This is a genomic window from Aureibaculum flavum (assembly GCF_016406085.1).
Classification (GTDB): domain Bacteria; phylum Bacteroidota; class Bacteroidia; order Flavobacteriales; family Flavobacteriaceae; genus Aureibaculum; species Aureibaculum flavum.
Window position 1 is genome coordinate 1 of sequence record NZ_JAEHFJ010000001.1, and the last position, 21,938, is coordinate 21,938.

Here is a 21,938-nt window from a genome sequence, read left to right on the forward strand (position 1 = left end):
CTATTAAGTTGGCCAGATTCAATTTCTTCAACCAATTGAAGCTTGAAAGAAAGCGAATAATCTTTTTGGCTACGCTTGACGTAACCCGTCTTTGCTATTGTTTTCATTACACTATAGTTTTAGTGTATCGCTATTTCAGGACGGGACAAAAATATGAATAAAAAAAGCGAGCTTAATAGCTCGCTTTTTTTATATAATAAGATTTAACTTAAGAATTAAACAATGGTCTATGACTCATCATTTCATTTACTTTTATTGCTACTGCTTCTAAGGCATCCTCATTTTGATGGTTAGTAATTACTTCATCTATAAACTCAACAATAATAGGCATATCATTTTCTTTAAGTCCACGTGTAGTAATTGCGGCAGCTCCTATTCTAATTCCTGAGGTTACAAAAGGTGATTGCGTATCAAATGGAACCATATTTTTATTCACAGTAATATCAGCCTTTACCAAAGCATTTTCAGCTTCTTTTCCCGTAATATCTTTATTACGTAGATCAATCAACATCATATGATTATCTGTTCCTCCTGAAATTAAATGATAGCCTTTTGCTACAAACGCTTTTGCTAATGCAGCTGCATTCTTTTTAACCTGTAATTGATAAAACAAAAACTCATCAGTTAATGCCTCACCAAAAGCAATCGCTTTAGCTGCAATTATATGTTCTAAGGGTCCACCTTGATTTCCAGGAAATACAGCAGAATTTAAATAAGAAGACATCATTTTTGGCTTACCGTTTTTTAAAGTAACGCCCCACGGATTTTCAAAATCTTTCCCCATCATAATCATTCCTCCTCTTGGACCACGCAATGTTTTATGTGTAGTTGTAGTAACCACGTGACAATGTGGTAAAGGGTCATTTAAAATACCTTTTGCTATTAATCCAGCAGGATGTGATATATCTGCAACTAATAAAGCACCAACACTATCAGCAATTTCTCTAAACTTTTTAAAATCAATATCTCTAGAGTACGCCGAAGCACCAGCTATTATTAACTTTGGTTTTTCCTTATTAGCAGTTTCTTGAATTTTATCATAATTTAAAATTCCGGTTTCTTTATCAACGCCATAAAAAGAGGTTTCATAAAGAACACCTGAAAAATTTACAGGTGAACCATGTGTTAAATGTCCACCATGAGACAAATCAAAACCTAAAATTTTATCTTCTGGTTTTAATAATGCGAAAAATACTGCAGAATTTGCTTGAGAACCTGAGTGCGGCTGTACATTCACATACGCAGCTCCAAATAAAGCTTTAGCTCTATCTATAGCTATTTGCTCAACAACATCTACGACTTCACACCCCCCGTAATAGCGTTTACCAGGATATCCTTCGGCATATTTATTTGTTAGTACAGAACCTGCAGCTTCCATTACCTGTTCACTTACAAAATTTTCTGAAGCAATCAATTCAAGGCCATTGAGTTGTCGCTGTTTCTCTTCTTCTATTAAATCAAAAATTTCTTGATCACGTTGCATTGTAATTGTTTTATAAAAAACTTATTTTATACTTTCAAATGATTAGGAGTAACATTCTTTTAAAACCCTTTTGAACTTTTAAAAATTTAAGTTTTTCAACTATGCATTAAAAAAGTCTCCAAATTGCCATAAAATTGCTATTTTTCAAATCGATTTAAAAAGTACAAATCAGTTCTATGTTAAAGTGATGCCAAAAATACTAATTTCATTTTGCAAAAACATATAAACTTATATATTTGAATAAAATTTATACAATTAAAAGATGGTAATAAAAGCAAATGATCCGAATAGAAAGTCTTGGTTGAATGTTGAAAAGGATTCTGACTTCCCAATACAAAATATCCCTTTTGGTGTTTTTTTAACAAGAGATGATATTATAACAATAGGGACAAGGATAGGCAACTACGCTATTGATTTAGGAGCATTGCATCAATTAGGCTATTTTAGTGAAATTCCATTAACTGATGATATATTTTTACAAGACACTTTAAACGATTTTATAGCGGATGGCAGAATAACGTGGAGATTGGTAAGAAATAGAATTGCTGAAATTTTTGATAGTAATAATTCTATTTTAAAAGACAATGAAGAACACAAAGACCGTATTATCTTTACAATGGATGAAGTTGAAATGCAATTACCAGTAACTATAGGTGATTATACTGATTTTTATGCAAGCAAAGAACACGCTACCAATGTAGGAAGTATTTTTAGAGATCCTGAAAATGCATTGATGCCCAACTGGTTGCATATTCCTATTGGATATCACGGTAGAAGTTCTTCAATTATTCCTTCAGGAACACCAATAAAAAGACCAAACGGACAAACAAAGCCTAAAGGTTCTGATACTCCAATTTTTGGTCCATCAAAATTGGTTGATTTTGAATTGGAAATGGCTTTTATTACGACAGATGTTAATAAATTAGGTGAAACCATAAAGCTTGAAGAAGCTGAAGATTTTATTTTTGGATTAATTTTATTTAATGATTGGAGTGCTAGAGACATACAAGGCTGGGAATACGCTCCGCTAGGTCCATTCTTGGGGAAAAGTTTTGCATCAACCATTTCACCTTGGATAGTAACTTTAGATGCTTTAGAGCCTTTTAGAACGGCTAGTCCTCAACAAAACCCTATACCACTACCCTATTTACAACAATCGGGCAATAGAAGTTTAGATATAAAATTACAAGCTTCAATATTACCAGAAAATGGAAAAGAAACTAAAGTTTCTGAATCTAACTTTAAATATATGTATTGGACCATGGCTCAACAATTAACACATCATACAAGTAATGGTTGTAATGTAAGAGCTGGTGACATGATGGGCTCAGGGACTATATCTGGTCCAACAAAAGAAAGTTATGGGTCAATGCTTGAATTGACTTGGGCTGGGAAAAACCCTATTACTTTAAATGATGGCTCTGAACGTAAATTTATCAATGATAATGATACCGTTATTTTGAGAGGCTATTGTAAAAATGATACGGTTAGAATTGGGTTTGGTGATTGTAGCGGAAAGATGCTTCCTGCATCAATTAAATAGATATTTTATTTTTAGCTGAATCTTGTTCAGAACAAGGATTAATTATTCAACCCATTCAACTAATTTATAATAATCTTTATCTTTCGAAGTGTAAAAAATGTTATTGCATGTTTAAAAATAGTTATTTTGGGTCTATGTAGCACTTAAATTAATAAAATAGACCACATTACATGCCTCATTTCAAAAAATTAAAAGCAAAGAGATTCGTTTTTTCCTATCAACTAAATCACCAAAAACAAAATATAATTAACTTTATTTATCTTATTAATGATAGCTGAATCTAATTATCCTAATATAAAACCTTCACTATCCTTGAAAGATTTTTGACGATGGCACAAGAAATAATTTATCGTTTTATTTGTTGAATTTACTTCTTATAAAGTTTAAATTAATAGGATCTATACCTAACATTAAATTAAACACGGATCTGTCAACTATCCCAGTCCAATATTCTAATATTATTAGGAACCATAATGTCTTTATTATAGAAATAAAAAAGACATTATCAACAGGAAATATCCCTATTTTTAATAGGTTTTTCCCTGTGTCATTTAGGGTATTTTTCCTCTTTTTAGTAATCCATAATAACTTTAATTTTATTGATTCAGTTTTGACTTGGATAAGGATTTTTTGATTAAGTCAATACTTAATTAATTATGATACAATTATAACGGAAGTAATGAAAAGTTTTATAACTTGTTAAGTGATTATTATTTCTAATTCAAATTTATGATATATTGTTATTATTTAACAATAAAAATATTAAAGTATACAAAGCCCCATACGAATAATCAATTATTATGTTTAACAAAGAAGTAATACTGCCTTTTCTGAAATCAATTGAAACTTTCGAAAATCATAACGCTTTTTGTATTAATGAACACTTTTATACATATAAAGAACTTAGTAATTCTGTTACCAAAGTTCGTTTCGCACTTCAAAAAGAGAAAATTATAAATAAAAATATTGGACTTGTAGCAAATGATGATATTGAAACTTACGCATCAATTTTTGCGATTTGGTTAGAAGGCTGTGCATACGTGACTTTACATCCAAAACAACCAATGGATAGAATTATGGAAATAATTGACCAAGCTGAAATCTCCTTAATTTTAAATTCAAGTACAGATTTGTTATTTCCTTCGATTAAAACCATTGAAAGTAAAAACCTAAAATCAGGCATAATTGACAATCTACCAAAGTTAACTGATGAAAATTCCCTTGCCTACATACTTTTCACTTCAGGAAGTACAGGAAAGCCAAAAGGAGTGCAAATTAGTCGAAAAAATATCGGAGCTTTCATGAATTCCTTTTGGAAAACAGAAATTCACATTAATGAAAATGATCGATGCTTACAGTGTTTTGATTTAACTTTCGATGTTTCCGTTCAATCTTATTTGGTTCCACTTACAAAAGGAGCATGCATATACACAATTCCACATGACCAGATAAAATATAGTTATGTATTTGGATTATTAGAAGATTACAAACTGACTTTTGCGACCATGGCTCCATCAATTATAAGATATTTACAGCCATATTTTGACGAGATTAATGCTCCAAATCTTCGATACAACATACTTACTGCTGAAGCATCTTCTCTTGATTTGGTAGAAGAATGGGCAACTTGTATTCCAAATGCAGAAATATTAGATTTTTATGGACCAACAGAGGCAACTATATATTGTACATATAATAAATTCAATCGTTTCGGTGTTAATAAACAATTAAATGGAATGATGTCAATTGGAAAAGCAATGCATGGGGTAAAAGCAATTATTATTGATGAGAAGGGTAAAACGCTTGGTGCAAATAAAAAAGGGGAATTATGTGTAAGTGGTGATCAGTTAACGCCTGGATATTGGAAGAATCATGAAAAAAATAGCTCATCTTTTTTTACCGTTGAAATTGATGGTAGTAATACTAGGTTTTATAAAACTGGAGATTTATGTTATATTGATAATGAAGGAGATATTTTACTTTCAGGTCGCTTAGATTATCAAGTAAAGATTCAAGGATATCGTATAGAATTAGGAGAAATAGAGTTTCATGCACGTTATTTTTTAAAAAAAATTAATGTTGTGGTATTACCTTTTATAAACAAAACTAAAAATACGGAATTGGCTTTATTTATAGAAAATGAAGTTCAAAATACAGATTTGTTAATAGATTATTTAAAATCAAAGTTACCTTCTTATATGATACCTACAAAAACAATAGGTGTTTCAGAATTTCCAATTAATACTAATGGAAAAATTGATAAGAATTTGTTGAAACTAAAAATAGGAAAATAAAGTATGAAAGATTTATTTTTAAGAAAAGCAACAATTCATGATATTCCATTTTTGATAGAAACAATTATAGAAGCTGAAAAAGCCGGAACGGACACTTTATCTTATGCAACAATTTTTGAATTGAAAGAAGCAGAAATAAAAACTTATTTGGAAGCAATACTTAAGGAAGAAATTGATGGTTGTGAGCTTTCAATTTCAAGTTTTTTAGTTGCTGAGAAAAATAAGAATTTAATTGCAGCCTCCTGTGCTTGGGTAGAAGGCACTGAAGGTGTCCCTTCAAGAATTTTAAAAGGGAATCTACTAAATTATTTCATACCAAAGAAAAACATTGAAAAGGCAAAGGTTTTGAGTAAAATGTTAAATGAATTACAATTTGAGTCTATGCCAAATAGTATTCATTTTGGTGTTGGATATGTTACAAAAAAAAATAGAGGAAATAATTTATTGGGAATTCTTAAAAAAGAACAAATAGTTATATTATCAAAAATCAATAAAAATATTAATGAAGCCTATGTGGATATTTTTGAGAATAATATCCCCGCAATTAAAATCAATAAAAAATTAGATTTTAAAATTATTTCAAGAAAAGATACCTCGAATAAAGATATTTTTAATTATCTACCCTCGAATAAGAAAATTTTAATGAAAAAAGAATTAAAATAAAAAACATTATGGAAAAATCACAAATAAAAGATGAATTAGACAATATTTTTAAAAAAATATTTAACAATGAAACGTTAGAAATTTCAGAAAATATGTCTGCAAATGATGTAGATAATTGGGACTCCTTATCGCACATGCTATTAATAACTGAAATTGAGGACCATTTTTCAATTAAATTTAAGCTTCGTGAACTTAATAAAATGAAAAATGTAGGTGTTTTAATAGACATCTTAAGTTCGAAGCTAAATTAACCATTATTTACTATGGTTTTTACTTCTTTTAATTTTTTAATCTTTTTTCCAATTGTAATAGTCCTTTATTACTTAATTCCTAGTCGAATTAGGTGGTGTTTTCTTTTGTTAACAAGCATTTTTTTTTACGCAAATGTCCTTCCTTTATATGTAATATTGCTTTTATTTGTTTCTCTAATAACCTACCTATTTGGCATAATTATAGAGAGAGAAAAAAGTGATAGTAAAAAAGAAAAGTTTCTTATTATTGGTATAATCTTAGTCTTTCTGCCATTGTTCATTTTCAAATATTATGATTTTTTAAATGAAATGATATTTAACTTTATGGACTATTTTTCGATACGTTTTCCATTACCAAAATTAAATTTATTACTTCCTGTAGGTATTTCATTTTACACCTTTATGGCAATAGGTTATTTATTCGATATATATAATGAAGAAATTAAGGCTGAAAAGAATATCGGTCTAATTACTTTATTTTTATCCTTCTTCCCTCTAGTTCTTTCAGGCCCTATCGAAAGGGCTCCTAGCATGTTACCACAATTTAAAAGTGAGTTAACATTCAATTATGAAAAAGCTGTTCAAGGTTTTAAATTTATTATTTGGGGATACTTTATGAAGTTAGTGGTTGCTGATCGAATTGGGATTTATACAGATGTGGTTCTAAGCAATATGGAGTATCATTCTGGCAAAACCTTACTATTTACCGTTTTAATTTATCCACTACAGTTGTATGCTGATTTAGGTGGGTATTCATTAATTGCTATAGGTGTTGCTGGAGTTTTAGGTATAAAAGTACGACGAAATTTTAACCGACCTTTTTTTGCTACAACACTTTCAGAATTTTGGCGTAGATGGCACATGTCTCTAATTTCGTGGATTTTAGATTACGTTTACACCCCTTTGTCGTTTGCTTTTAGAAGATATAAAATGAAAGGTGTACTGTTAACCGTAATCTTAACATTATTTATTATGGGCATGTGGCACGGTGCAACATTAACTTATTTAATGTGGGCTTTGTTTCAGGGGGTTGTGCTCAGTTTTGAGGCAATAACAAAAAATAAAAAATTCGCTTTTGAAAAAAAATATAATCTTTCTAAGAAATGGTGGTACATTGCATTTGGAATTTCTATAACATATATATTATTTGCATTTTCATTTTTAACAGGAGGAAATAGACATACATTTTCAGAAGGAATCATGGCCTTTGAAAAAATAATAAACTTCTCAGGTTCTATCTTTATTGATAGTCCATCAAATTTAATTTTTATTATTTTAGGTGCTTTTATTTTATTATTAAAAGACTTTAAGGAAGAATTTTTTTCTTCACGATTATTATTTTTTAATAATAAACTGAAAATTATTCGAATTTTATCTTATAGTTTTATTATTATATTAATCCTTTTAATAGGGGTTTTTGATGCAGGACAATTCATTTATTTTAAATTTTAATATCATTAAAAAAATAGTTTTAAACATATCTTTAGTATTTATAGTAGTTGGTATATTTGATTTTTTAATTGGAAATACATTACGTTTTTTCTATTTTAAAGAATCCTCTGGCCTTCATTATAGAACAACCTATGCCATAGATTCAACTCAAGCTGATGTACTAATTTTTGGTGCTTCTACCGCTAACCATCATTATGTTCCCCAGGTATTTGAAAACTCTTTAAACATGACTTATTACAACACAGGCAGGGATGGTCAAGGTATTTTATACCAATTAGCAGTTTTAAAATCTATTCTTAAAAGATATAAGCCATCTGTCATTATCTTAGATCATACTGCGAGATTTAATAATAGCGAAAAAGATTTTGAGCGATTATCTGCACTTTTACCATATTATAAAGATCATAAAGAAATTCGAGCGATTATTGAAAAAAAAAGTTCTTTTGAACAAATAAAATTATTATCAAACATTTACCCATATAATTCAAATATGCTAACCATTGCGTTAGGTAATTTAGAATTTAATAAAAAAAGAAAACCTGATATTAAAGGGTATGTAGAATTAAATGGTATTTGGGAAGGGGCATTAGATTCTATAAATAATAAAGGAGATATTAATAATGATATAATAAAAATACGTGCATTGGAAGAATTTATAGAATTGTCAAAGAATTCAGGAGCGAATCTTTTCATCATAAAGTCACCTGTTTTTAAAATTTCACCGAATAACATTGATAGTTTATTAACTACAATAAGTTTAAAACATAAAATTCCATTCTATAATTTCAAACAAGATTCAATTTTTCTGAATAATCCATTTTTATTTAAAGATTTAGTTCACCTGAACAAAGAAGGAGCAACCGTTATTTCAAATATTATATGTGATAGTATTAAGCAGCATTTATAAACTATGAACATAAATAATAATAATAATAATAATAAGTAACATTTTAGTAAAAAGTATAGAACCTATAATACCTACGATTTTAATCAAAACTCATTTGATTTTTTTTTAAAGTAGGCCTCTAAATAGTTCATAATACTTTATATAATTATATTCTTGCCTATGTGTTATAAGAAAAGAATTAATACCATCCTCAAAATTATTAAATAATATATATCATTATTTCACATTGTTAACGCTATTTTAAATTTATTTAAAGTAAACTTATAATTCAAAAGATATTATAAAAGTGTATATACAGTAAAATAATGATAGTTTGATTTTATAACTTCACATTCTTAATGCAAGGTTTTTTTTTATTAATCACCTTAATCATATATAGATTTATTAACTTAAAATATATTATTTTGATACTATTTATTGAATTTTAATTTAGCTTTCAAACACTTTTTCTTAAAAGAAATATAACCCAATAAAAAACCATCTTAAAATAAGATGGTTTTTAATTATTGCTATTTTATATTAATACAATTAGGCACTTCTCTTGTTCTTAAATACAATATTATACATTGCTTTAAAGAAATACTTAGTATCCGTTGTATATGGATTTCTTAACTTTTCTTCAAGATATTCTTTTTCAGATTGTAACACACTTTCTACCGCACCTTTTCTATCTAAGGCTACGTAAGGAGGAACACAACCAGGTTTCTGAGCTAAACGTAATTTCTGTAAATCTTCAGGTATATCTTGAAAATAGCGTTGAGATACCGGTCTAGCACCAACTAATTTCAATTCTCCTTTAAAAACATTTATCAACTGAGGTAACTCATCAATCCAATATCTTCGTAACACTTTACCCCAAGGTACCAATCTAAAATCATCAGCAGGCTTACCTGTTTCGGCATATCCATTTTGCTTTAAAACATAATCTTGTAAGTATTCTGAGTATGGGTGCATCGTTCTTAATTTATAAACACCTATTATTTTACCATTTTTCCCGACTCTTCTCATTTTAAATAATGGTCCATAGCTAGGGTTCATATCATAAACAGGTTCTTTTATTTTTTTTGCAGAAAAATAATGAATACCATCTATAACCTTTAGATCTTGAATTTCAAAACCACAAGAAACCAATCTACCTAATGCCTCGGCCTTAGAAAGTAATCTGTTTTTACCTTTTGTTGTGAAAAAATATAATTTCTTCAATATTGGCATTTTAGGAAATACTCTCTTAAATAAGAATTCAAATCCAAAATATACACGACTAAAATAAGGAATTTTATTTATTGGATGTCTCTCAGCTCTAGAAGCGAAAGTTTCAAAATTACCCAATAATACACCATTTAACGGCAACTTACCATTAACCTCCTCAAATTGTTTATTTATCTGCCTGAAATTATTTACTCTATCAAGTAATACAATATTCTCAACACCATCAAATTCACTATAACTAGATAAAACTTTGTTTTTTGAAATAATTAAATTTCTAACAGATGATATATTAATAAATTCCTTATAAAAATCATAAGCGTTCTCTCCTATTTCATCAATAATAAGTCCCTTATTATTAGAATTCAAAGCCCTTTGAAGTGTTTCAATTTCAGAATATTTATTAAAAGCTTCTAAAAATTCACTTTTCCATTCTGAAAATACCTTTACTGAAATCCCCTCCTTTTTACAAACATCTTTTTCGCTAATATCATCAATTAAGCTATCCACAACAATTCGTATTCTTTCCAAAGAAGAAAAATCTGCGGCCTTTTTATTTCTAACAAGTTTTTTTGTTAATAATCGAAGTTTTGAAGTATCCTCATTGTTTGAGTTCAAACCTGACTTAAAAGAATCATTTAAAATTATATTCCTCTTTAAGTGAATATAATCATCAAGAAACTTTTCAGAATCAAGTTTTTGGGTTGGGTAATTTTCAATCATAGCAATATAGTTTTTTAATTAAACTGTAATCTTTAAAATATTAATAGGATGATTCCTATCTGACATACCAAAATGCATGCCATAAAATACTTTAGTTAAAGAAAAATAGTTGAAAGAAAAATTAACTATATAAAAAAAATTCACAGTTGCAACGTCAATGTTTCTTTTAATAAAAAAACACATCATTTCACACCGATTATCCACATACTTATAAGTTGTAAGTATCATTTTTTTAGGGGTATTCTTTTTAATAGCTCCTGCAAATGTACACAAAAAAAATTAATTGACCTAAAAAATAAAGCAAAAAACAAACCTCCCTTAAAGTGTTCTTTATTAAATGTTTAACTTTAAATATTACTTTCTATTTACGTAAAAAGCCTTTTTAATTATATTTTTTATATGCTGCATGATATACTCCTTGGTCCAATTTAACATTCCATCATTCCATCTTTGAGGATGAAATGTAAACATAATACGATTTGGTAAATCATTACTTTGTAAAAATTCAATTATATCTTTTGTTGAGTGAAAAGTAATATTATAACTACTATTCACTCTATCTCTGACACTGACTTTATGACCATCCCACATTCTACCAGTATCAGTCATATAAAAAACATCTTTGAAATCAACATCGAAATAAGGCTCACCAATTATCTCATAATCACGATAATTATTCTCTTTCCAAAGGTCTTTTGAATCATATTTAGAGGCTGGGCTACCATGCATGCAAATTGTTGAGACAGGTGCTAACTTTCTTAAGTCTGCAAGATTTTTTTCAAAATCAGACATCCCTTTCTCCATATCACCATTACAAGTAGTTAAACACTCATAATGATACCCTATTTCATGCCCTAAATCCGCTATTTTTTGTATGACGATTTCATCCCAACTTTCTGGTACTGCCCTGAAATAATAAACTCCCTTAACTCCATTTTCTGCTTGTATTTCAGCAAATTTCAAAGAATTATAAGGTAAGAGATCTACATCATGTCTGAGCACTATGCTCTTTATTGATGGAGATTTAATAAACTCATCAAAAGTTTGAAAGGTATACCCTTTTTTTATTAATATCTGTAGTAATTCTTTATATATTTTTACTGTGAAGTCCATTATTTATTTTAAAATTGAATTGATATTTTGGATTTTTCTTTAGTTCTAAATAACTTTCAGGATAATTCTTTACAAACCAAAGTAAAAAATCTGTTACATCAATTTTATTTGAAAGCATTATTTCTTTACGATTGTTTAATTCTTCTTTTCCCATATTTTCCTTTACAATTTCCTTAACCTTATCTAGTACTCCTAGACCCGATTTAAAATTGTAGACCAATTCATACTTTTCCTGATCTCGATTATTACATGCTTCAATAGAATTTACATAAATAGCTGTCGTTCCCAAAACACCTGCTTCTGATGCCATTGTAGCACCCTCACTTATCACCAAATCGGCATAATATAATGCATGATGAATGTGCTCAGGTGGAATTTTTATTTTGTATTTTTTTAATTCTTCAGGCAACTCAGATTCAGATGAAATAAATACTTTATATTTTGTCGCTAAAAAGGAAATAATATCATTTTTATCTTTATCATTTATTCCATTTTGTCCCACATCATGTGTGGCATTCCATGAAACAAACCTAATAATAACATAACTATCTTTTGACTCTATACCTAAGAATTTATAAATAGAATTGTCTGGTGAAAAATAATTCGGACTCAAATAAGCTAATTCATGATATGATGGATATCTTAATTGTTTTTCACCCAAATCTCTTTTTAATACATCAGGTGTAAATACCATTTTAGTAAAGGGAAGATATAACCTTATTTGTTCAAGATTTCCAGTATCTTCAAATGTGAAATGAGGTTTCCTTAACATGAAAGCCACTTGAGCCGCATACATAGATCCGACGCTTAAGAAAATATCAGGCTTAAACTTTATAGCAGTTTTTAACATTTTTAAATCAAAAACTAACAAACCAAAAATTTTACCAGCTATTGATTTATATTTTTTACCGAATGAGACATATTTAAAGCCATTTGCTTCTAATAATTCAATCTCAAATTCCTTTTCTCTACATGTAAACAAAGCTATGTGCCCTTGCTTTTGCATTTCAATTGTAAAATTTTTAAACAAATGCACATGAGCTGGATGACCTATATCAATTAGTATTCTCACTTTATTATAGTTTTATATAGCTCAATAAGTTGATTAGCTATTGTTTCATTGTTAAAATGTAATATCTTTTCTCTACCATCAGTTTTTGCCGAATCTTTTAATATTACTTTAATTTTACTCGAAATTTCCTCAACATCATATGAAGTAATATAACAATGCTTTGTACCCCTAATAACATTTTTCACATCACCTACATCTACCGAAACTACTGGTAAGTTACTAGCCATCGCCTCCTTAACAAATTGTGGTGATCCTTCAGTAAAAGATGTCATCAAAGCAAGGTCAACGGCATTCATTAGTAAAGCAACCTGTTTCCGGTCAAAACCTTTTAATTCTAATACTTCAATATTATTACCTTTAATCTTTTCTATTGCTTTTTTTGCCAATGGAAAATTTTTTACTTGATTATTAAAAGCAGATGAAAATAAAATATATTTTTTTTGTAAATCTAAATTTAGTTTTTTTCTTGCTACCAATTTATCTATCGGATAAAAAACACTAAAATTGACACCACACGGAATCACTGATTCATTTTTATACTTTGCAATGTCGGCTAATTTTTTCGAAACAAAAATTGATTTCTTAGCCCATCTATGAGCTATTAAAGAAAATGGCCTTACCTTTTTATCATTTAAATCTGAACCATGAAAAGTGATGACAGTTGGTACTATTCTTTGAAAAACACTTAATAAACCACTTAATCCATAGTGAGCGTGTATAGCATCTGGCTTTACTTCAGAAATTTTCTTTCGTAACTTAAAATAATTACCAAAATATCCTCTCAAGCCTTTCCCTTCTATAAGAAAATAATTAATGATAATTCCTTTTTCTTCTAAGGCATCTGTTTGATCCTTTACAAATGGGCTTATTTTGTCAGCGTTGCCACTAGCAACAATTAAAATATTCATAATCTCAGTCTTAGTTTTCAAACTCTCTATAAACGTCAGCATAACTTTCCATCATTTTGTCAATACTAAACTTTTCCTTTATAATTTGCTTGGATCTTTCTCCTTGCCTCATCATCAATTTAGGCTCTTTTAATAAATTATGTATTGCTGCAGATAAATTTTCCTTATCTGATGCTTCAAAAAGATAACCATTTTGACCATGTTCTACTAACTCAACACATCCACCCCCTCCAGTAATTACTACCGGTTTGCCAAGTGCCATAAATTCTAGTAATGCATTAGATATTCCTTCAGTATAGGTACACAACACCCCAATATCAGCTGTATTCATTATGTTTTCTACATTAGCATGACGTCCTAATAACATAATTCGATCTTCAAACCCGCTAATATCTTTTTTATATATCTCATTATTACCACCACCTACTGCAACAAAAGTCACATCGTTTCTTGATTTCAAAACTTCTTTCGCAACTTCAATATACGTCTTGTAGTCTTTATTTGCCGAATATGAAGCAACCATTACAACTATTTTATCTGTAGTTATATTAAGTCTTTTTTTTACTTCTAAAGAATCTTCTAATTTATTAATACGATTAAAATCAAAACCATTATATATCACTTTTGATTTCTCTTGAGGTGCACCATAGGCTTCCATCCCAGCGAAAGAGTTGGCTAAAATCAAATCAGAGTATTTAAAAGATGTTCTTGGTCCCATCAAAGAATTTGATTTATGATTAGGTACATTAGCAATTTGATTATTTATCAAAGGTATATTTAATAAAACTTTTGCGGGAATGGCATAAATTGCCACCAAATTACCCCATACATGAATTACATCTGGTTTAAACTTTTTTGCTATTTTATAAAATTTATAAAATAACCTTGGGTCTTTCTTAAACCTTTTTCTAATAATGCAATGAACCTTAACATTACAATCTAAAATTTCTTTATAATGTAAAGTATTGTTAGTTAATACAATTTCCATTATATATTTTGAATTTTTAGAAAGGTTCTTAATTAATTCAACCAAACGTCTTTCTTTACCTCCTGGACCTAAGCTCTCTATAAAAAAAAGTATTTTCATATTTTAAAATATTAAAATTATATAATACTTCTTTTATTTATAACAAGTATTCCATTAATAATAGATAGAAATTCAATATTCAAATAATTATGAAATAATCCTTTCGCTTTTATTAGAAACGATGTTAATCCATTATAGAATAATTTTTGAATCATTATAACCATTCGATAAGAAAGTAATTTAAAAATTCGCTTATTCATTTTATCATTTATCTAATTTTACTTAAAATACTTAAACCAAGTTTAGCTATCTTAAATTTAAGAGGACTTAAAACTTTTTGATATCTACCATGTTCTACCAATTCTCCACCATACTGTGCTTTAAAATTACGAACACCATAATCTTCTCCTTTTATACCAGCTCCCATAAAATCAAATGTGGATAGTTGTTTGTCTAAACCAAATTTTATAACTGCCCAAGCTGCCAAAGTACTAGGATATTGATGTTTGAAATCTCGATCTAAACCACCTCTATACCAATCATAAACACATTTATTATCAAATACCAAAAATCCACCTCCTATAACTTTTCCTTGATATATTAGAGCAAATATATTTCCTAATTTTTGCTTCGCTAAATCATTAAAAAATTCAAGCTTAGGTAATGGTTTTTTTACTTTTTCTAAATAGATCCCTTTTATAATATTATAAACACCTTTAATGTTAAAATCGGTATTTTCATAGGAAATTTCCACACCTTCTTTAATACTTCTTCTAATTTGTCTTCTTTTTTCGGAAGTTAAGTTATTAAAAACCTCTTCTTCATTTGTTAGTGAAATTTTAAAATTTTGATAAGGAAGATATTCATAATTATTTTCTTTAAAAATTTTATCAAACTCCTTATATAAAAAAGCATGACGAAACTCACTATAAATAGCCTTAGATTTTAAGAGTTTATTCATGTTCTTAATCAAGCTAGTAAGAACTTCATCTTTTTCACAAGTATCAGATATAACTGCACCTCCATAAATAATTGCTCGTTTAGAGAAATTCTTTTTGAGTCCGGTACCATTGTATTGCACAACAACCTGACAAACAGCTAATAAATTATTATTTTCTTCAATACCAAAAACAAACGGATCGCACTCGTCTTGTTTTTCCCAAAATTCATACATTTCTGAATGTTGAAATACCGACCCATATTGTGATTTTTTAATTAAATCATCCCATGCGTTCTTATCAATATCTTCAAATTTTGAAACAAATTTATAATCCAAATTATATTTATTTATAAAATTATACTAATTAAATTTTTAATCTATTCTAGCCCAACTTATACTGCTAAATTGGTATTCATTTATTTTAAATTGAATACTATGTTTAAACTCTGAGCTTACTATTAAATTACTAAAAAACATTAATTATATTTTATTTTGTTTCAACCATTCGTTTAAAAAAAGTAAATTCCAAATTTTTGCACTATAATCTCGCTTTCCTTTTTGATGATTATTTAAAATTTTATTAACCATGGGTTTCTCTAAATAATTATATAAATATTTACTATTAGTTAATTCATCGAACGCATAATCCTTTAAACTATCTTTAAACCAATTATTTAATGGTATTGCAAATCCTTGTTTCTTATGTGAAATAATCCCTGGAGGTAATATTTTAGAAAATGTCTCTTTTAGTATATGTTTCTTTATACCTCCTTTCAATTTCAATTCAGAAGGTATCTTAAAACTTAATTCTGCAAACTTGTGATCCAATAAAGGAACTCTGGCCTCCAAAGAATTCATCATTGATGCTCGATCAACTTTAGTTAAGATGTCATCCACCATATAAGTTTTCATATCTAGTTGTTGCATTTTTGTTAAAAAATCGGCCTTTGAAGAATTAATTATGTCTATTTTCAAACCTTCAGAGTAATTCTTTTCCAATTTATTTTTAATATCAGCACGGAATAAATTTTCTCTTTCGTAATCTTTCCATAAGTTAAAATATGCTGCAATATTATTTTTATCCTTAGACAAATAATAGGCCATACCTTTACCAAACATGTGATCAGGTATTAATTTGTTAACCATATTAAAAAAAGCCTTTGGATAGTGCTTTTTCTTATGAAGCATAATCATTTTATCATATTCAACATAACCAGCAAAAAGCTCATCACCACCATCTCCAGAGAGTGCTACGGTTACGTGCTCACGAGTATACTTTGATACGTAATATGTAGGTATGGCAGAACTATCAGCAAAAGGTTCGTCATATGCCCTTACGAGGTCTGGTAATAATTCTACGGATTCAGGCTCAATAATGAACTCATGATGATCCGTTTTATACCTATCAGCAACAAGTTGTGCATATTTTAATTCATTGTATTTCTCCTCTTTAAATCCTATTGAAAATGTTTTTATTGGATCCTTCGAGTTTAATGCCATCATAGAAACTACGATGCTTGAATCTACACCTCCACTTAAAAACGCCCCAAGTGGTACATCACTAATCATACGCATTTTTACTGCTTTATTTAATTCTTCATATAAAGCTTCTTTCCAATAGGCTTCCGATTTAGTATAATCAGGAGTATATGAAATTTCCCAGTATTTCTTAATTATAAGTTTTTCTTTTTCATATGGTCTCAATGTAAAACTAGAACCAGGTTCTAATTTTTGAATCTCGTTATAAATTGATTGATTTCTAGGGGTGTAACCATAAGCAAAGTAATGATCAAGAGATTCTAATCGTAAACTACTTTTAACGTTTTCTGCAGCCACAATTGATTTAATTTCGGAACCCCACAAGAATTTTTCATTATCTATATAATAATGAAAGGGTTTAATTCCAAACCGATCTCTAGCACCGAAAAGCTGTTTTTTACGATCATCCCATATAACAAAAGCGAACATCCCTCGTAAATGATCAACACAATTTTCACCATACTCTTCATAAAGGTTAACAATAACCTCTGTATCCGTGTTGGTTCTAAATTTATATCCTTTTTTTTCTAAAGCAAGACGACTTTCCTTGAAATTATAAACCTCTCCGTTAAATGTTATCCATAATGAACCATCAAAATTAGACAAAGGTTGGTGCCCCGTATGTAAATCTATAATACTTAGTCTTCTAAAAGCTAAACCTACATTACTATTGTTATAATGACCTTCATCATCCGGACCACGATGTTTTATAACATCTGACATTTTCTTTAATTCATTTAAAGAAACTGTTCTGTTTTGATCGAAAAATATTTTACCGGCTATTCCGCACATAAAATTTATTTATTTAATAGTTCTTTAAAATTACTTGAGTAAGATTTAAAATTAAATACTCTTTGACCTAATTCATTTCCGTTAAAACCTACTTTATTAGAAAGTGCAGGTTGATCAATGACTAAATTAAGTTTATTCGTCAGACTACTACAATCATCTGTTTTCGCAATAAATGCATTTTCTCCATCTATAAAATACTCTGTAATCGCCCCAGAGTCAGAAGTTATAATAGGCCTTTTAGATGCTGTATATTCACATATTTTAAACGGAAACCTTGCGTTATCCTGTACATTATTACTTACAGGAATTAATAAAGCTCTTGCCGACTTATAGTATGAGATAAGATCGTCGTAAGGTAATTTAGTTAATACTTCTATATTATCTTGACACTTTTTCTCTGTTATAAATTCTCTTAGATTATTTAATTGTTCGTGACTCCCATTTATTACCAATTTTAAATGATAATCATTATCTTGCGATTTTGAATGAATAAATGCATCAATAATAAAATTAACAACATCCATATAAACGGCTGATCCACAAAATAAAAAATATGAAACATCTTCATATTTTGGCTTTATATCACCGAAATATGAAAAATCGATAATAGGTGGGATTTTAATCATTTCTTTATTTGGATCTATACTTTTTACATGATTTTCTAAATAATTACTAATAGCAATAATCTTATCTGAATAGTTTAAAAATTGATAGTCAAAATCATGTTTAACTTCCTCTAATTCTTTCTTATCTCTATTTCCTAATGATCCTATAATTTCAACATAATCATAAACTAGTTCCATCTTAAAAATTTTGGACAGCGTATAATAGTATTTTAATGTTTTTAAATTAATAGAATTATTAAATATATGAGTGGCGTTTTTAAATATTCTGTAATAGAAAATCGTAAAAAACTCAATGATACTACCTATTTTTTTTACCAAGTTTCTTACAATAAAATTATCTGGACGATACGATAACAATGAGCAATAAATATAATCTATTCCATGATAATTACCTTGTACAACAATATTTTCTCTCTCAGCAATATTTTTAGAATGACTCCCGTTTTTATTAATTACTAATATCTTAAAATCTGCGTTCATTAATGCCTTAGCCATTTGAATCTGCCGTTGTATAACCGCAGAACCAAATGGAAATCCATTCGCTCCTGTAAAAAGCACTCTTTTTTTTATATTTTTATTCAAGTCGTTTTATAAATATAGATTATCTCATTAAGCTTGTCTCTACTCTATTTAATATTAGTAGTACTTTTAGTTTAAATAATTATTATACACCAATTTAATACCATTATCTAAGAGTATATTGTACTTCCAACCTAAATTGTTAATTTTAGAGACATCTAGAAGTTTTCGATAAGTGCCATCCGGCATTTCAGTATTCCATTCAATTTTACCAGAAAAACCAATTGTATCTTTAACTTTTATAGCCAAGTCTTTTATACTTATATCAACACCTGACCCTATATTAATATGCGTGTTTTTTATTTCTTTATAATTAGCTTTTAATTCACTAAAGTTAATTTGTTCAATTATAAAACAACATGCTTCCGCCATATCATCTGCATGTAAAAATTCCCGAAGAGGCTCTCCTGACCCCCATAATTCAATACTTACTTTTTTTGATTTACCATCAAATTTAATCCCATATTTCTCCAATACGTTTAGAATAACTGTCTTGTTCTCATTGCCATTTACACCTTCAATTGGAAGTTTATTAAAATCAGTTTTTATGGATTTCCAGTCATTATTTTCTAAACACTTTCCTAAGTGCATTTTTCTAATCAAAGCTGGTAACACATGTGACTTTTCAAGGTCATAATTGTCATTTGGTCCATAAAGGTTCGTCGGCATCACTGAAATAAAATTGGTGTCATACTGAATATTATAAGATTCACACATTTTTATTCCAGCTATTTTAGCAATCGCATATGGTTCATTTGTATATTCTAATTCAGAAGTTAATAAATATTCCTCTTTTAAGGGCTGTAGTGCATTTTTTGGATAAATACACGAACTTCCTAAAAAAAGCAACTTTTTAACTTTATATTTATAAGAATTATGGATTACATTATTTTGAATTTGAATATTTTCATAAATAAAATCAGCTCTATAAATATTATTGGCAACAATACCGCCCACTTTTGCTGCTGCAAGAATTACATATTCAGGTTTCTCTTTTGAAAAAAACTCTTCTACCGCTTTTTGATTGATTAGATTTAATTCAGAAGAATTCCTACCTAATAAATTAGTAAATCCTTTATTTGTTAGATTTCTCCAAATGGCTGAACCTACCATACCATTATGGCCGGCAATATATATCTTAGATGTCTTATCCATTTATTTATTCAAAATAATTATTTGTATAATATCCTCCTTCTTTTAGATATTGATCTTTCTGCATTAATTTTATGTCAGATTGCATCATATCTTTAACTAATGAGGCTAAATCATGTTCAGGAATCCAGCCTAGTTTAGTATTTGCCTTTGTTGGATCTCCAATTAACAAATCAACCTCTGTTGGGCGAAAATATTTTGGATCTACCGCCAATACTTCCTTACCAATTTCAATTTGGTATTCTTTATGATTACATGATACCACATAAGCTTTTTCATTAACACCTTCTCCTTTGAATTCTAATTCAATACCAACTTCGGCAAAGCTCATACGTACAAACTCTCTCACTGGAGTTGTAATTCCCGTTGCAATTACCCAGTCTTCAGCTTCGTCAGCTTGCAAAATCATCCACATCATGCGTACATAATCTTTCGCATGCCCCCAATCTCGTTTTGCATCCAGATTCCCTAAATACAATTTATCTTGCAGACCTAAAGCAATTCTAGAAGTTGCCCTTGTAATTTTTCGTGTAACAAAAGTCTCTCCTCTAAGAGGTGATTCATGATTAAATAATATACCATTACAGGTATACATTCCGTAAGCTTCTCTATAATTTACGGTAATCCAATAGGCATACATTTTAGCAACTGCATATGGAGAACGAGGGTAAAATGGCGTGTTTTCAGATTGTGGTACTTCTTGTACCTTACCATACAATTCAGAGGTTGAAGCTTGGTAAATTCTAGTTTTCTTTTCCATACCTAATAAACGTACAGCATCTAAAATACGAAGTGTTCCTAGTCCATCTGCATTCCCTGTATATTCTGGTGTTTCAAAAGAAACAGCTACATGACTCATAGCCGCTAAATTGTAAATTTCATCTGGTTGTATTTCTTTAATCAAACGAGTAATATTGGTACTATCTGTCATATCACCATAATGTAGAAAAAAATTACGATTATCCACATGTGGGTCTTGATATAGGTGATCTATTCTATCTGTATTAAAAAGTGAAGACCTTCTCTTCATGCCGTGTACTTCATACCCTTTTTTTAATAAAAATTCGCTTAAATACGCTCCGTCCTGTCCTGTTACTCCCGTAATTAGGGCTGTTTTTTTTGTCATTATAATATTTAATTTATAAAGTTATACAACTTCTTACCTAAAAGGTATAACGAGATTTAAAGTTTTATATTTTTATGAAACGATCGAAATTATAATAATTTATTTTCAAACAATTAAGTTATCTTAATTTCTATTTTTGAAATAATTTATAAATTTTTCATTATCTAAAAAAATCTTATAATTATCTTTAAAAAAATCTTCATCATTATTCCACCATTCGGTTTTTTCAATTAAGTTAATCATATCATGAGTAAATCTATATTTAATATGCCTAGCAGGTACCCCTCCCACAACCTCATAAGGCTTTACATCTTTAGTTACGACTGCTCCAGCAGCAATAATTGCTCCATTACCTATGTTAACCCCATCCATTATAATGCTATTATAACCAATCCAAACATCATTACCTATTTTAATATTTTCATACTCTTTAAAATAAACTTTATCAGCAAACGTTTTAAATGATTTGTTATTAGAGTAAAAAGCAGGATGTGTCGAAATAATAGTTGTGGGATGTTTTCCTAATCCAAAAACGACATTAG

At 28.8% G+C, this 21,938-nt stretch carries 17 protein-coding genes and 1 pseudogene; 6 read left to right on the forward strand and 12 right to left on the reverse strand.

What is annotated here, in order from left to right; all coding sequences use genetic code 11:
* Positions 1–208 precede the first annotated feature (208 nt).
* On the reverse strand, positions 209–1,483 hold the full coding sequence (glyA, locus tag JBL43_RS00005) for a serine hydroxymethyltransferase (RefSeq protein WP_198839453.1): 1,275 nt from the start codon (positions 1,481–1,483) through the stop codon (positions 209–211).
* Positions 1,484–1,745: 262 nt separating this feature from the next.
* Here glyA and fahA point away from each other — a divergent pair, with 262 nt between their 5' ends.
* The 6 genes from fahA (at position 1,746) to JBL43_RS00035 (ending at position 8,593) form a co-directional block, all read left to right on the forward strand.
* Positions 1,746–3,026 carry a fumarylacetoacetase gene (gene fahA, locus JBL43_RS00010; protein WP_198839454.1) on the forward strand — a complete coding sequence of 427 codons (1,281 nt, stop codon included), beginning with the start codon at positions 1,746–1,748 and terminating at the stop codon, positions 3,024–3,026.
* A gap of 800 nt (positions 3,027–3,826) precedes the next feature.
* Positions 3,827–5,320, forward strand: coding sequence for an AMP-binding protein (locus tag JBL43_RS00015; protein WP_198839455.1), 1,494 nt, complete (start codon positions 3,827–3,829; stop codon positions 5,318–5,320).
* 3 nt (positions 5,321–5,323) lie between these two features.
* On the forward strand, positions 5,324–5,983 hold the full coding sequence (locus JBL43_RS00020) for a hypothetical protein (RefSeq protein ID WP_198839456.1): 660 nt from the start codon (positions 5,324–5,326) through the stop codon (positions 5,981–5,983).
* A gap of 8 nt (positions 5,984–5,991) precedes the next feature.
* Positions 5,992–6,234 (forward strand): acyl carrier protein, encoded by a 243-nt coding sequence (locus JBL43_RS00025; RefSeq protein ID WP_198839457.1) that lies wholly within the window; start codon positions 5,992–5,994, stop codon positions 6,232–6,234.
* Between the two features lie 309 nt (positions 6,235–6,543).
* The gene (locus JBL43_RS00030; RefSeq protein WP_198839458.1) at positions 6,544–7,686 is read left to right on the forward strand and encodes an MBOAT family O-acyltransferase; all 1,143 of its coding nucleotides are present in this window, start codon (positions 6,544–6,546) and stop codon (positions 7,684–7,686) included.
* Positions 7,655–8,593 (forward strand): hypothetical protein, encoded by a 939-nt coding sequence (locus JBL43_RS00035; protein WP_198839459.1) that lies wholly within the window; start codon positions 7,655–7,657, stop codon positions 8,591–8,593. Before JBL43_RS00030 ends, JBL43_RS00035 begins: the two co-directional genes overlap by 32 nt.
* 528 nt (positions 8,594–9,121) lie before the next feature.
* On the opposite strand, the gene JBL43_RS00040 is transcribed toward JBL43_RS00035, so the two are convergent.
* The 11 genes and pseudogenes from JBL43_RS00040 to JBL43_RS20470 all read right to left on the reverse strand — a co-directional run.
* On the reverse strand, positions 9,122–10,522 hold the full coding sequence (locus JBL43_RS00040; protein WP_198839460.1) for a sugar transferase: 1,401 nt from the start codon (positions 10,520–10,522) through the stop codon (positions 9,122–9,124).
* Between the two features lie 354 nt (positions 10,523–10,876).
* Entirely contained in the window at positions 10,877–11,635 is a 759-nt protein-coding gene (locus JBL43_RS00045) for a hypothetical protein (RefSeq protein ID WP_198839461.1), read from the reverse strand.
* Positions 11,610–12,707, reverse strand: a complete 1,098-nt coding sequence (locus JBL43_RS00050; RefSeq protein WP_198839462.1) for a DUF354 domain-containing protein — start codon at positions 12,705–12,707, stop codon at positions 11,610–11,612. Before JBL43_RS00050 ends, JBL43_RS00045 begins: the two co-directional genes overlap by 26 nt.
* Positions 12,704–13,615: a glycosyltransferase gene (locus JBL43_RS00055; protein ID WP_198839463.1), complete on the reverse strand. Its 912-nt coding sequence runs from the start codon at positions 13,613–13,615 to the stop codon at positions 12,704–12,706. The genes JBL43_RS00050 and JBL43_RS00055 overlap by 4 nt, the downstream gene beginning before the upstream one ends.
* A gap of 10 nt (positions 13,616–13,625) precedes the next feature.
* Entirely contained in the window at positions 13,626–14,702 is a 1,077-nt protein-coding gene (locus JBL43_RS00060; RefSeq protein WP_198839464.1) for a glycosyltransferase, read from the reverse strand.
* Positions 14,703–14,910: 208 nt separating this feature from the next.
* Positions 14,911–15,918 (reverse strand): lipid II:glycine glycyltransferase FemX, encoded by a 1,008-nt coding sequence (locus tag JBL43_RS00065; RefSeq protein WP_198839465.1) that lies wholly within the window; start codon positions 15,916–15,918, stop codon positions 14,911–14,913.
* A 144-nt stretch (positions 15,919–16,062) separates the two neighbouring features.
* A complete protein-coding gene (gene asnB / locus JBL43_RS00070; RefSeq protein WP_198839466.1) occupies positions 16,063–17,913 on the reverse strand; it encodes an asparagine synthase (glutamine-hydrolyzing) in 1,851 nt (616 codons plus the stop codon).
* A gap of 5 nt (positions 17,914–17,918) precedes the next feature.
* The gene (locus tag JBL43_RS00075) at positions 17,919–19,121 is read right to left on the reverse strand and encodes a glycosyltransferase family 4 protein (RefSeq protein ID WP_198839467.1); all 1,203 of its coding nucleotides are present in this window, start codon (positions 19,119–19,121) and stop codon (positions 17,919–17,921) included.
* Between the two features lie 66 nt (positions 19,122–19,187).
* Positions 19,188–20,273: a GDP-L-fucose synthase family protein gene (locus JBL43_RS00080; RefSeq protein ID WP_198839468.1), complete on the reverse strand. Its 1,086-nt coding sequence runs from the start codon at positions 20,271–20,273 to the stop codon at positions 19,188–19,190.
* A 4-nt stretch (positions 20,274–20,277) separates the two neighbouring features.
* Positions 20,278–21,396, reverse strand: a complete 1,119-nt coding sequence (gmd, locus tag JBL43_RS00085; protein ID WP_198839469.1) for a GDP-mannose 4,6-dehydratase — start codon at positions 21,394–21,396, stop codon at positions 20,278–20,280.
* Between the two features lie 251 nt (positions 21,397–21,647).
* Positions 21,648–21,807: pseudogene (locus JBL43_RS20470) on the reverse strand (DapH/DapD/GlmU-related protein); the annotation flags it as partial.
* Positions 21,808–21,938: the final 131 nt, after the last annotated feature.

What these genes read in the sequence shown, in the direction of transcription:
- glyA (WP_198839453.1), bottom strand. Translation starts at nt 1,483, where the DNA reads ATGCAACGTGATCAAGAAATTTTTGATTTAATAGAAGAAGAGAAACAG.
- fahA (WP_198839454.1), top strand. Translation starts at nt 1,746, where the DNA reads ATGGTAATAAAAGCAAATGATCCGAATAGAAAGTCTTGGTTGAATGTT.
- JBL43_RS00015 (WP_198839455.1), top strand. Translation starts at nt 3,827, where the DNA reads ATGTTTAACAAAGAAGTAATACTGCCTTTTCTGAAATCAATTGAAACT.
- JBL43_RS00020 (WP_198839456.1), top strand. Translation starts at nt 5,324, where the DNA reads ATGAAAGATTTATTTTTAAGAAAAGCAACAATTCATGATATTCCATTT.
- JBL43_RS00025 (WP_198839457.1), top strand. Translation starts at nt 5,992, where the DNA reads ATGGAAAAATCACAAATAAAAGATGAATTAGACAATATTTTTAAAAAA.
- JBL43_RS00030 (WP_198839458.1), top strand. Translation starts at nt 6,544, where the DNA reads ATGATATTTAACTTTATGGACTATTTTTCGATACGTTTTCCATTACCA.
- JBL43_RS00035 (WP_198839459.1), top strand. Translation starts at nt 7,655, where the DNA reads ATGCAGGACAATTCATTTATTTTAAATTTTAATATCATTAAAAAAATA.
- JBL43_RS00040 (WP_198839460.1), bottom strand. Translation starts at nt 10,522, where the DNA reads ATGATTGAAAATTACCCAACCCAAAAACTTGATTCTGAAAAGTTTCTT.
- JBL43_RS00045 (WP_198839461.1), bottom strand. Translation starts at nt 11,635, where the DNA reads ATGGACTTCACAGTAAAAATATATAAAGAATTACTACAGATATTAATA.
- JBL43_RS00055 (WP_198839463.1), bottom strand. Translation starts at nt 13,615, where the DNA reads ATGAATATTTTAATTGTTGCTAGTGGCAACGCTGACAAAATAAGCCCA.
- JBL43_RS00060 (WP_198839464.1), bottom strand. Translation starts at nt 14,702, where the DNA reads ATGAAAATACTTTTTTTTATAGAGAGCTTAGGTCCAGGAGGTAAAGAA.
- asnB (WP_198839466.1), bottom strand. Translation starts at nt 17,913, where the DNA reads ATGTGCGGAATAGCCGGTAAAATATTTTTCGATCAAAACAGAACAGTT.
- JBL43_RS00080 (WP_198839468.1), bottom strand. Translation starts at nt 20,273, where the DNA reads ATGGATAAGACATCTAAGATATATATTGCCGGCCATAATGGTATGGTA.
- gmd (WP_198839469.1), bottom strand. Translation starts at nt 21,396, where the DNA reads ATGACAAAAAAAACAGCCCTAATTACGGGAGTAACAGGACAGGACGGA.